Annotated in this window: 8 protein-coding genes and 1 pseudogene; 5 read left to right on the top strand and 4 right to left on the bottom strand. The window is 35.8% G+C overall.

The features are described from left to right. Both G6554_RS24485 and G6554_RS25855 read right to left on the bottom strand, forming a co-directional pair. Positions 1 to 561, bottom strand: a pseudogene (locus G6554_RS24485) (helix-turn-helix domain-containing protein); the annotation flags it as partial. A gap of 39 nt (positions 562 to 600) precedes the next feature. Further along, a complete protein-coding gene (locus tag G6554_RS25855) occupies positions 601 to 1,122 on the bottom strand; it encodes a DUF6431 domain-containing protein (RefSeq protein ID WP_278187303.1) in 522 nt (173 codons plus the stop codon). Between the two features lie 312 nt (positions 1,123 to 1,434). Here G6554_RS25855 and G6554_RS24480 point away from each other — a divergent pair, with 312 nt between their 5' ends. From G6554_RS24480 to istB, 5 genes are all read left to right on the top strand, one after another. Then, positions 1,435 to 1,629, top strand: a complete 195-nt coding sequence (locus tag G6554_RS24480; RefSeq protein WP_166246707.1) for a hypothetical protein — start codon at positions 1,435 to 1,437, stop codon at positions 1,627 to 1,629. Beyond that, a complete protein-coding gene (tnpB, locus tag G6554_RS24475) occupies positions 1,626 to 1,979 on the top strand; it encodes an IS66 family insertion sequence element accessory protein TnpB (RefSeq protein ID WP_207343129.1) in 354 nt (117 codons plus the stop codon). The genes G6554_RS24480 and tnpB overlap by 4 nt, the downstream gene beginning before the upstream one ends. 89 nt (positions 1,980 to 2,068) lie before the next feature. Then, positions 2,069 to 3,631 carry an IS66 family transposase gene (gene tnpC / locus G6554_RS24470; protein ID WP_166246706.1) on the top strand — a complete coding sequence of 521 codons (1,563 nt, stop codon included), beginning with the start codon at positions 2,069 to 2,071 and terminating at the stop codon, positions 3,629 to 3,631. Positions 3,632 to 3,750: 119 nt separating this feature from the next. Next, positions 3,751 to 5,253, top strand: a complete 1,503-nt coding sequence (gene istA, locus G6554_RS24465; protein ID WP_166246705.1) for an IS21 family transposase — start codon at positions 3,751 to 3,753, stop codon at positions 5,251 to 5,253. After that, positions 5,253 to 5,972 carry an IS21-like element helper ATPase IstB gene (gene istB, locus G6554_RS24460; protein ID WP_166246704.1) on the top strand — a complete coding sequence of 240 codons (720 nt, stop codon included), beginning with the start codon at positions 5,253 to 5,255 and terminating at the stop codon, positions 5,970 to 5,972. Before istA ends, istB begins: the two co-directional genes overlap by 1 nt. A gap of 743 nt (positions 5,973 to 6,715) precedes the next feature. Here the strand turns inward: istB and G6554_RS24455 are convergent. Continuing rightward, a complete protein-coding gene (locus tag G6554_RS24455) occupies positions 6,716 to 12,490 on the bottom strand; it encodes a P-loop domain-containing protein (protein WP_166246703.1) in 5,775 nt (1,924 codons plus the stop codon). 488 nt (positions 12,491 to 12,978) lie between these two features. Next, the coding region (locus tag G6554_RS26420) for an IS3 family transposase (RefSeq protein WP_166238905.1) at positions 12,979 to 13,058 on the bottom strand (80 nt) is incomplete at its 5' end.

Genomic DNA, 13,058 nt, shown 5'->3' with positions numbered 1-13,058 from the left:
CGCATCGTCTATAATAGCGACTAAGTAGACCTGCTTCTTAGTGCCATTAGGACCAATGGGCAAATATGGGCCAAACTTAATATCGGATTGCCATAGCTGATTACGATGACGCTTTTGAAATCGTCTAGCTGCTATTCCAGTTTGGGCGTAGAGCCTCATTTGTCGGGAACTATATCCTCTTTCAGTTAACTTTTCTTGAAGAGTAGAGCGTTTTAGCTGCCCAGGTTTAGCCAAACCCTCCCACTCAAGTATTTGAATAATTTGTGCAATACTTCTAGTAGGAGCTTCTCTTCGAAGGAGAATGGCTTGTTCTAATAAGTGCGATGGTATGGCCTCTTTTTTCATTTTTCCTGAGAGTCCTTTTGGCCTCAGCCCTTCAAAACTTTCATTACGATACTGCTCAAGGTAACGTCTAATAGTCCTTTCAGAAAGACCGCTGGTCTTACATATATGATTCTTCAATTCCTTTGCTTTTCCAGCATCTAGTCCTTCTGCCAAAAGAGGGGAAATGAGCTGAAACCTTTGTGCTGCAATTTCTTCTGCCTTTTTCTGATCTCTCATGATAACACTCCTTAAATATGTGATTATCATAAGTGTAAATCAGCTATCTTCGGACAAGAATGCAGAACGGGTCTGTAGCCATAAATTAAAATTCACAATCGGGCGGACAATTCTCTCTAGCCATCTGGCGGCATTCCCCACCAGTCGTCCTATTCTATGAAGTGCAGTCTCTGAATTTACGGACGTCAAATTCAAAGGGACCTTATCCTGTTTAGTTCGAAGCAGAATAGATATAAGACAATTAACCCAGTAATCTACGTAATAATTAAACCATTCAAACCAACGAAATAGGGTAGATTCATCAGCTGGAACATCATGTGAAGAAGGGTTCGAAAGAACCGACTCAATACACTCTGCCTCATATCTCTTATATGGAACTAAGATATCTGGTAATTCATGATGAATCCGGCCGCATTGATCACAACCTAATCGCCGGATATTATATATTTTTGACTCTCCAGAACTTTCTCTTGATTTTCTATCTCTAGTACCAATTACTCTCATGCTTTTCCCGCAACATGGCGAAGGAATCCTCTCCGCACCTCTAACCAAAAACTCCATTGTTTTCAATGAGTTTATAATCTGTTACAATTATCATATGGTTTTTTTAGGGACGTCTCCTGTATATCTGTTGGCGCAGATATACATCAAGGGAGGCGTCTTTTCCTTTCTCCAGAATTAATAATGTCGAAATGTTCCGAAATATATATACATGGACATTATAACCGTCTAATTCTGGACAGGCAATACCGTCAACTTTCGGTCATTTGGGAATAGCAATAACAGTATGTAAGCCCGTATTCAAACAACGCATATAAAAATAGCAGCACCTCCGGTACTATTAACATATCAATTTAAGGAGGTGCTTTTCATATGCCACAACAAAAACTTACAATTGTCCCCGTTTCATTACATCCTAAAAACGATATTACAGCTGCAACAATTCCAGCAGCACTTTCCTCAAATCCTACTTGTACGATCAAAACCGGCAACGCTGAAATCTCCTTCTTTAACGGCATCGATGAACGCATCATCCAAACGGTCATGAGGGAGTTGAAAGATCGGTGAAATACGATTATACAAGTGTAAAAAACATTTATATCATTTGCGGTAAAACAGACATGAGAAAAGGGATTGATGGATTAGCCACACTGATTCAGGATTCTTTTGAATTAGATCCATATGGTGATTCCATTTTCTTATTTGCAGGGTGGAGTAAGGATCGTTATAAATGTTTGTATTTCGACGGTGATGGCTTCGCCATGCTCTATAAACGTTTGGATAACGGTAAACTCCAATGGCCCAAAGATGAAAAGGAAGTACGCAATCTTTCACAACAGGAGCTACGATGGCTCCTTGAAGGGTTATCAATCCAGCAGCCAAAAGCGATTCAACCATCATCAAAAGGAGAATTCTAAATTTGTTAAGCTACTAATTTTATCTTTATTCCTCTATTCGAACTAGTTATAATAAGAAGAACTAGACCGAACGAAAAGTGGTGAATGATGTGGCGAACGCTTCTTCTACGAATGAAAATCAATACGAGAAATTAATTCAACTGCTCGAAGAGCAACTGGCTCATTCGAATCAACAAAATAAAGAATTATCGAAACAGATCGAAGCGTTAACCGATCAAGTACGTCATTTAACTAAGCTTTTATATGGATCAAAAACCGAGAAAGCAAAATATAACACACCTGATGGGCAATCTTCATTATTTGATGATGACCCGTCTTTTAGCGAATCTGAGCACACAGAAGAACAAAGCCAACAGACAATTTCTTATACTGTTGTTCGAACTATTCAAAAGAAAAAGCGAAATGATTCATTACGTGATGATATAGAAGTAGAAGAATTTCACTATCATCCCGAAAATACGCAATGTGACTGTTGCCAAGGGCAAATGATCGAAATTGGCAGTACAATCGTACGCGAAGAAGCAGAATTTATTCCGGCAAAAATGAAGAAAATGCAACACATTGAACACGCGTATGAATGTAAAAGTTGCAAAGGCGACGCAACTCAAAAGGCGCAAATTAAGCGTGGTAAGGCAAAGCAGCCCCCTATTCAACGCAGTATCGCAAGTCCTAGCGTACTTGCCAAAGTCATCTATGATAAATTTGTACAATACTTACCCCTTTACCGCCAGGTAAAGGAATGGAATCGTTATGGCCTAAGTACCAATGATAAAAATCTTTCGAATTGGGTCATCCGTGCATCACACGATTGGCTATTGCCTATTTACCTACGAATGAAAGATTTGATGATGGATAAATCGCTTTTACATGTCGATGAAACATATGGTCAAATCCTCTACCGCTCCGATGGGAAATCTGGTCAAACTAACGCCTACAATTGGGTGGCTCGAAGTGTGCCTATCCAAGGACCACCAATGACTATCTTCCATAGCGCATTATCACGGGCTCGATCTGTACTTGAAAGTTTTATTGAAGGCTTTTCTGGAACAATTATATGTGATGGTTATTCCGCCTATGGTAAATTAGAAGGCGTTACCTTCGCAAATTGTTGGGCGCATGTTCGTCGTTATTGGCTGAAAGCGGACAGTAAAAATGGGCGAATTGGTGTGAGCTATTGTGACGAATTATATCGACTCGAAAGGAAATTTAAACATTTGTCTCCGAGTAAGCGAAGAAAAAACCGTCAAAAATACTCAAAGCCAATAGTAGATAAATTCCTTGATTGGGTTGAAAAGTCACCATTCTACGGTAAAAATGCTTTAGCAAAAGCAGCTGAATACACATTGAACAGAGCAAATGGCCTCAGAGCATTCCTGAATGATGGACGTATTGAAATTGATAATAATCCTGCCGAAAACGCCATCCGTCCCAACGTTTTAGGGAGAAAAAATTGGCTCTTTAGTGTTAGTGAAGCCGGCGCAAAAGCGAATGCCATATGTTTGAGTATTGCAGAAACTGCCAAAAGTAATGGTGTTGATTTATACGAATACTTAAAGAAACTTCTGACGGATCTACCGAATCTAGGAATCCATCAAAACCCTAAAATTCTAGATCAGTACATGCCCTGGTCAAAACTGTTTATGGCATCATAAAAATGTAGGGTATGGCACCTAATTTGTGTTGGTCCTCGGGGGCTCTGTAAATAAAAAAACCACTTGTCAACATTCCGAAATACATGTTGGGACAAACAAGCGCAGGAGGTATTAAGGAGATGTTGGCAGTGGCCGAAATTAATTATATCAGACATGAAATTAACAATAAAGACTGTACATATTCAGATGTAGCAAAAAGGACTGGAAGAGATCCAAGAACGATAAAAAAGTATGCTGAAATGGAAGATTTCAACCAAAAGCCGAGGAAAAAACAAACAAGGGAAGCCCCGGTATTAGGGCCTGTGAAGGCAATCCTCGATGAATGGATTAAGGAGGACATGAAAAAGAAAAAGAAGTTTCGTAGAACTGCCAAGAGGATGTGGGACTTGTTAAAAGATAACCATGGCTTTAATGGCTCTGATCGCACAGTTCGGGAGTATGTTTCCACGAGAAAAGCTGAGTTTCTTAATGAGGTAGATGAGGCTGCACTTCCACTGGAGTCGGTACCTGGAACAGCACAAGTGGATTTTGGGGAAGCTCCATTTATTTATGGAGGAGAAGATATCGTTTTGCCATACCTTGTGGTTTCCTTTCCATTTAGTAATTCATTTTATTTTCAAGTCTTTCCTTCTCAAAATAAAGAGTGCTTTCTTGAGGGGATGAAAAGAGTATTCCACCATATGGGGGGAGTTCCAAAAGCCATACGATTTGACAACCTATCGCCTGCCGTAAAGAAAATACTGCCAAATGGCGAACGGCAATTAACGGAAGAATTCCAGAACTTCGTTCTCCATTATGGTTTTGAATGTGAGTTTTGCAATCCCAATAGTGGAAACGAAAAGGGCCATGTCGAGGCAATGGTCAAGTATGTCCGAAATAACTTTCTATTACCGGGGCTGCACGTAATCGATCTAGATGATTTAAATAAAGAGCTATGGACCAAGGCTGAAAAAGACCGCAAAAGGAAACATTATCAAAAGGAGTGGACGATTTCAGAGTTATTTGAGGAAGATCGGGAAGCCTTCCTCCTATTGCCAGCTAAAGAATATGAATGTGTAAGGTACGAGACCCTGAAAGCCGATAAATACGGTTATATCAAGCTAGATCTTAACCTGTATTCGACTTCACCAAGATATGCGCAAGGCAAGGTCCTAGTAAGAATTTCATATAACAAAGTTGAAATTTTGAACGATGATCACCACCTCGTTGTCAGCCATTCCCGATTGTATGGCCAATACAGAAAGTCCATGAAATGGCAGCCATATCTAAATTTGATGGCCAAACGGCCTACGGCACTTAAATATACAAGTTTCTATGATCAGCTCCCGGAAGAATGGAAAAGTTATTTTGGTGCTTGTACAGTGCCTGAAAAACCAGAAGCTCTGAAACTATTATCTATAATTCTGAAAGACCACGATTTCAGTGTCATTACGAAAGCACTGGTCATTGCATCGGAACATGGGCATCCCTCCGTGGATGCCATAAAACAAGTATTCTATCAACTTATTAACGGACGTGGAATCCGTAGTGATATTAAGCCGAACATATCGCTACCCAAACTACCGGAAGCGACGCGAGGCCTCGGACATTATGACCAGCTCCATAAAGGAGTGGACGCATAATGAATGAGCAAATTAAAACCTATGCAAAGCGATTGAAGCTGAGCTGGATCAAAGAACATTTTCATGAAGTCGAATGCTCAAATAATCAAGAGTTTTTATTTAAGCTCTTTGAAGCAGAAATCCAGCAGCGTGAAGAACGCAAGGTTAACCTCCTATTAAACCAAGCTACGCTTCCAAAAGTGAATGGAAAACCGTTTGATTGGAGCGAAGTTCAGATTCCGGGAGGAATGACAAAGGATTATCTATTGAATGGGGAGTTCATAGAAAAACAGGAGAATAACATTTTCTATGGAGGGGTAGGTGCAGGTAAGACTTACCTCGCCACGTTGATTGGTTTGAATGCCATATATAAGTTTGGCAAGTCCGTAAAGTTCTATACAGTTGCAGGATTGGTAAATAGGTTACTTGAAGCAAATGAAAAAGGCACTTTACCGAATTTGTTTAAACAAATAGAAAAGCTGGATTTATTGATCCTAGATGAACTAGGTTACATCCCCTTGCATAAACAGGGTGGAGAGCTATTATTCCAAGTCATTTCAATGTGCTATGAGGCCAAAAGCATCATTATTACAACCAACCTGCAGTTCGGTCAATGGAACCACGTTTTTGGTGATCCAATCTTAACAGAGGCAGTCATTGACCGTCTAATTCACCACTCTCACCTAGTGGTTTTCAACGGAGATAGTCATCGTTATAAAGAGTCATTATTACAAACATAGCAATAATGTTGGCAAGTGGTTACATTTTTAGTTGCCGATTAAAGCATTTTTTACTTGCCAAATACATCAAAACTGATCCAGGAAGAATGTAGTAAATAAATGAAAAAGGCCGTAATTCGATTAAAAAAATTGGAATTTACGGCTCTTTGTGCTGCGTACCGGAAGGTACGCTTATTTTTTTATAATTCGGGCTTACAACAGTATAACTAGAACAGGCAATAACGTTTAGGTTACCTAGTCAACTAAGAAAATAAAAATATCCACCAGACGATCCTGTATAGGAGTGCGCTTGGTGGATTGTGGATATTGCCTAAATCCTATATTGAATGCCTATTTCATTTATGCTTCCCCTTATTGTCTTTGTCCTATTAAAAAGGGGCAGTTCCCGATTGCTTTAACTATTGGGAGTCACATCATACTTAGCGGGCAGGGTGAGTTGCTTTCAAAATTTACACATAAAGATTCATCATAATCAATTGTTTCCACTACTCCCGATTTTTTGATTATATCACATAGATATTGATTGTTTTCATTATACTGAAATGAGCCCCATGCAAAGCCAACAACATCTTAACTATTGACTTGAATGCCTTTATGTATTTCAATTTTGTTTTTCAATTCAAATAATGTATCACCTAAGCTCTAATCTTTCCATTTAGATCATGCATTATTTTTCCTGACTTCTGGCATGGTTCACAATCAAGGGTGCAAGCGGTATTTATTTCCGAGTTCATCTCTAAGCGTTATGTTTCTAACTTTATAGTGAATCGCTTAGGTTCTCTATTAAAAAGCTTACATATTTCATCATACACAACTCTTTTAACCTTGACTTCTGAGCCAACCAAATAAGGGACTCGATAGCTTCCCGTATCAATATCATCGAAGCAAACTTCCCACTTAAAATACTTCACCACAACCTCACCAGTTCTATCTATACCAACTATCCCTTCACCATTATCTGTAATCTCAATTCCGAGAACATCCAAAATATCTCCCCTAATACTTAGATAATCATATGGTCTAAATGTTAAATAAACGTCCTCTCGAATCTTAAGGTCGGAAGCAATTAATTGTGAGAATTTTTTCAGTTCACTAATATGACCAAATGCATGGTTTTCGTCATACAACTTGTATTCTTTTTGAAGTTTTAGTAAAGGAACAACAATCTCTTCGTCTGTGAATCCTACGCCAGAAATGATGATTGTTGAATCTGTATTCTCCACATAATTATTCTTATGCTTTTCTCTTTTACTATACCAGCGTTCATAGTACGCTAATTGAATCCACTCTTGGGAATATACATTATCTATCGATTCATTAATTTTTTCAGGCATAGCTATATCCGATGGACGAGGAGTAATTGAATTGCAATTAGCAATTATATACTCAAAATCATCTATTAATATTTCATTCATTTCTTCTTCAATCATACTAAAAAATGGGTGTCCTACAAATCCATTGATAAACGCTTCTACTTCACGACTCATATGTTTCATGAATATATCGTAAAAATAAACATTTGGTACAAGAACGCTATATGACCTGTTGTATATGACGTCTTGAATGCTTTCCCGAGTATCTTTATCGGTTATTTCAAGAAAATAATTCTTTGCAATATTACCAATATCAACGCCCCTATCCTTTAGCAGAGCAAACCTATTATCCGACTCAATCAATATTCCTATGAAATAATTAATATTGTCATCTACACCATCATATGAGTGAACATACTCTGAATAATTTCTTTCCCTTTTCAGACCAGTAATATTTCTAATCAAGTAGTCTATAACACCACTTCCAGTGGGGTAAACACTTAGTATATCATTTACTAAATTGTTTTCATGCAGCTCTTCTTTAGTAAACCACCTTCTAATAAGCCACAATATAGCAATTAGTGAGTAATCAATAAACAGATCCTTCTTTTCAATATAACGCTTGAATGGTTTTATGAAACACATACGATACTCTGGTCGCTCTAACATTCTGTCCATTGATGAAATGATCCACCTATAACGGTTTGCTTCGCCATACTTTAGACGAGAAAGTAATAGAAACATTGCTGTCTCTATAGAAGAGAGTTCTTTAGACTTTTCAACTATTTCCGCGGAGTAATAATCATATTGTCCAGAAAGTCTAAAATTAATTATCTCAAACAACGACTCCCAATACTCTATTATCAATTCACCATCATATCCAATTGATGTTAAGGCATTTATTATTTTATCTCCAATTGCCAGATTATAGTCTACCCAATAAAGGTTATTATAGAAATACTCAAAGAAATGCTCTTCAGCAACTCCTCTATTATATTCTACTGCTTTTATAAAATACTCTGCTTTAGTCAACCTATTATACCAACCATCTTTGTGATTCATAAACATCGATACATAAATATAAGCCATAACATCTGAGTCTAAAGATAAAGCATCAACAACTCTAAGTATTCTTTCTCTATTTCTATCATCGCTCCCTCTGTCATATGTGTGCTTTATTAGGTTACTAATAAACATTTTTGAGTCATTGTTCAATTCGCAAATTGACTGCAAGTATATATAAAGTCCTTGAGTCTCTGTTTCCTTTATTCCAAAGTTTACAATATACTCAAGTATTTCCTCATAAGACATTTCATCAAAACTTGAGTGCCTTACAGGTTTATCATAACTGATTTTGTTTGCTCCAGTTCTACCATAACTTCTATTTGAACTACTATCTAAATTTATTTCGGGAATAATTTCTAGGTTCAAGTCCTCACATAGTTCTCTTATTTCCTCATAATCATCTTGATAAATTCCATTTGGATGTCTATTAAGTAATTCTCTCATCGAGAGTTTAGCCAATTCTATTTGAGAACTAGAAAGTAGAACTCGTATGTTGTTTAAGTAACTACGAATGGTACTAGGACTCGCATGATTAGGTCTTGTCTTGAATAGAGCATTTTCTATCAATGGGTCTACTTCACTATTCATAATTTCTAAAAGGCTGTCTAAACTTTCCTCCAAAATCCAATAATTTCGGTAGTCCAATAGTTCATAACTCAGATGTGTTAGAGCAATGTCTATGTCAGTTCTAGCCAAAACTTCAAACCATTCTTTCTGATAAGTCTTTGTACTTCTACCATCAGTATGATATACAACAGCATCAGCCAATGGCTTAAGTCTTAAGATATTATGAATGCCTGTTTCCTCATCAATCTTATAAATGTTTTCAACACTATCGAGCAACCGACTTAGTGTACGATCCTTTCTAAATGAATAAGACAATAGATACTCTACACCTCTTCGGAATTCAACCTTTGCTTTGTCTAACCGCCCACTCTTCGCAAGGATAATCGCGTGTTTCAAACTATAATCAGCCAAATAAGAATAAAATCTACGTTTATCCTCATCACCTATTTTGTCTTCAAATATTTCCGTTAAAACTGCACAGTTTGTATCATTTGCTATTTCTAAGAACAAGTCGAACAGTTTGTACGTTGGTAATGGACCACCAGTGGAACCACTTAGTGTGGTCATAGTTTCACTTGACATCTCAGCAATCAAACCAAGTATTGTACGCCATGTAGATTCATTTGAAACAAATTCAAGAGGGAATACTATTGACTCAAATATAATTGTCTCAAACTTGTACAAGTCGCAAGTACGAGGCTTGCCCTTAAAGTTTTCCATATCCTTGGTCAACCATGAATATGCTTCTATTAGTCTAGTATCATCAATCGACTCAGCTTCCCTTGCTTCAACAATTACTTTACTCACTTCACACATATATATGAGCCAATTATAGTACCAGTTTCTATTTTCAATAGATTTAACAAAATCATTTAATTTATCTAAATGGCTTGTAATAATCCATTCAATATTACTAAAATAGTAATCTAGCGCAATTAGAGTGTCATCAGAGTGTGAAACTGAGTGTAATAATTTTTCAAGTGCAATATCAAGATATTGTTCATCTACTACATGTTCACCAAAAAATACATCTATGCTTTTTATCCAATGTTCTTGTTCTGGAAGTTGATATACCAGTTCTTTTAATTCTTCAACTAGTCCCCTTCTTGAATATTCAGTTATTATTATCTCTCTGTAATCATATGCGTCTTCAGCTGCAACTTTTTCTATCTTATCAATCATGTCTCGGCCAGTATCTAAACATGCACAAATAAAGTACTTATATTCTTCTAATCGCTCATCTTGACTATTTGGTTCTACTTGATTTGATTTCTTTGATTCTATGAGTAACTTGATATACTTGTCCCATTCAGGAATGACGTTGTTTACCGAACAGAGATAACAGACTTTTAATCCATCATTGTAACTTAGTGCATTTCGCCCTTCGTGAACTAAAATATTTTTAAGTTTATCAAATCCATTAATAAGACCTAATCCAAGATAATAGTACTCCGAATTTTCATCAAACGAATATTCTAGACTATATATCATATTGCTCAATTCAGTACATATGATTACGGCACCATAATTTTTGACCTTACAAGAAGTCTTCATTAAAATTTCAAAATTTCTTTTTAGCGAATTAATGTTATTACCATAAAAAATGCTGTCAACAACAAATTCCTTATTGCAGTATTCTAGAATTTCATCATATCGTTTCGACTCAAAGAGAAGTACAAGTAAATTAAGATAAGACTTTCTATCTTCATAAAAACCTTTATTTTTCAACCAGTCTATCAAGTATGAATATATGGCTTTATCTACACTAACTTCCTTTTTTCCTAGTAATTCAAGAACATATCGCCTAAAACTTTCATGATAAATTATGTAACCACCAGAAGAACTATTGTAAGATAATATACTTCTGATAACTTCTAAACTTTCAGAGACATATGCACCTAAATAAGTAATCTCTTTAAGTTCAGATTCTGTTAATGGAAATGGAGAACCAGCCAAGATTTGTGGAACTCTTTGACTTTCAGAGAGTTTCGTCATTAAGAATGAATAATAATTTTCCAAATTGTTATTATAAGCTGGGAATCCTTCAATCAATTCTTTTGTAATCATAATGCGACTGTATTTTGATAATTCGTTCACTAAATATGTTAAATACAGTGGATTCCCTGAACTTTTTTCCATCAATAAATCTGATAACATGCAGTGATAATCTAGTTCAACATCTCTTAGTCCATTATTAGTAATAAACTCTTTTATTTCTCCAATTTTCCAAGGCTTTATTGAGAATTCTTTAAAGTCATGATTGCATAAGTTAATAACCTCAGTAACTGGCTGAGATGCTAGAACAACTTTTACGTTGTCAGGAAACACTAATCGTGAGATTACATTAACAATTTCAGTGTCAATTTGTTTCATAGTTTCTTTATGAAAACTATATATTCTACCAATGTGGTCTAATCCATCGACAATTAATACTACTTCTTCATGTATATGATTAATTAATACCTGCAATTCATCAAAATCCACACCATATTTGGAAGACTTAAATGACTCTAAGTATGGAAATGACTCAATAATGTCATTTATTAAATTAGCTAAAAAGACATTTATAGTTATTCTTTCTTTTTCATATAAGTCATCTATTCCTGTATAACAATAATGCTGGACAACTTTAACGTCTTGTACATCGAGAAAGTCTATAAAGTTTTGTATGAACCAAGACTTCCCTGATCCGGGTTCTCCAAGTATGCATGCTTTATTGTTTATAGATAAAAACTCCTTGAATTCATGATATTTTGTTGAATTCAAAACATTAATACCTCTATCAATCTTAAAACTCTGTTCAATATTTCCATAGCTTTTCATGAGACCGAGGTCAAAAATCACTTTATTTAGTGCAATGGCTTCACCTCTCGCACGTAGTCCTTTAATGATATACATCAAATGCATGGCGACATCAACTACTGTTTTTTTGTCATTTGGAAATTTTCCAACACCAAAAAGTCTTAGGCTCTTAATAACCATATTTTCTAAGTCACCAGGATTAGAAAAATCTGTGCTCGATTTCGGAAGATTCACTTCAATAGTTAAATCATTAATAAAGCTCTCAAATTCACTTCTATTAATCTCCGCAGCTTTCCCTCTTAATCGCCGCCATGAGGATATAGGAATCCCATCTGTAGGCCATATATTCTCAAGATCAATCTTTAGCACCTTAACATCATTACTTTGATAAAAATTAGTCATATCTTGCTCTATCAAAAAATCAAGGTCTTGAGAATCCTCAAGTAGTTCCCATGCCAAACAGATTCTAATATCAATATTCTTGTCTTGAGGTAATTCTTGCCAAGATTTAAATAATGTATCTAGGGCTAAATCATATTTTTCAGAAGACAAATCTGCTTTCTCAAATATTTTATTATCACTATACTTAATCTGTCTCTTCATTATTGAATCACTTGTAATAATTGTCAGATCATCAAATTTATCATTTTCTGATTCCTTTTGATCAATCTTGAAGATGGCACTATCATCAGTTAATAACATATTTATAATATGATATGCCGTAAATAAATCTTGATATTCATATCCCTTATGCGCATCTACTAAACTCACAACTCCACCCTCCATCAAATTTCTAGATTTCTGCCTAAATAGCAGAACTGCACCTACTTATGGTACTGTTTCCCATAATTAAAACTAAACTATATCTTCCACAATATAGCAAGTTTGTTGAAACCAATCAGCTATAAATAAAAAATATCTCCTTTACTATAAGTAGATTATTTCACAAAAAAATCATTTACTGCGCTGTATAAGTGTACTACGAAATAAAGATTTACAATCAGCCCATTCTATTTACTTTCTAAATATCAATTGTTAATAATATAAATCGTAAAAGTAAAACTCTTCAAGTCAAAGTAGGCACCCTTACATAAGTCTACCAGGAACAAAAATGACTTGTGTAAAAAATGTGTAAAACAAATTCAAAACCTACGTTTTTCATCCTTTTTCCTACATAACAAAAAACACCATCAAATATTGATATATCAACATTTGAAGTGCCCCCTGTCAAGTAGACAGTGGAAATAATAAAAAGGTGCTTAAACGGCTTTAGCTCTATATTCCATAGGGCTGAGGCCGTTTAGTCGTTTTTGATATCTATCATGATTATAGAAATGTA

Source organism: Bacillus sp. MM2020_4 (assembly GCF_011250555.1).
In the GTDB taxonomy this organism is placed as follows: domain Bacteria; phylum Bacillota; class Bacilli; order Bacillales; family Cytobacillaceae; genus Neobacillus.
The sequence above is the reverse complement of the archived record's forward strand: the minus strand, read 5'-3'. Positions and strand labels throughout refer to the sequence as shown.

Bases quoted from the DNA above. Each gene is read 5' to 3' on its own strand.
- G6554_RS24480 (WP_166246707.1), top strand. From the start codon at position 1,435: ATGCCACAACAAAAACTTACAATTGTCCCCGTTTCATTACATCCTAAA.
- istA (WP_166246705.1), top strand. From the start codon at position 3,751: ATGTTGGCAGTGGCCGAAATTAATTATATCAGACATGAAATTAACAAT.
- istB (WP_166246704.1), top strand. From the start codon at position 5,253: ATGAATGAGCAAATTAAAACCTATGCAAAGCGATTGAAGCTGAGCTGG.
- G6554_RS25855 (WP_278187303.1), bottom strand. From the start codon at position 1,122: ATGGAGTTTTTGGTTAGAGGTGCGGAGAGGATTCCTTCGCCATGTTGC.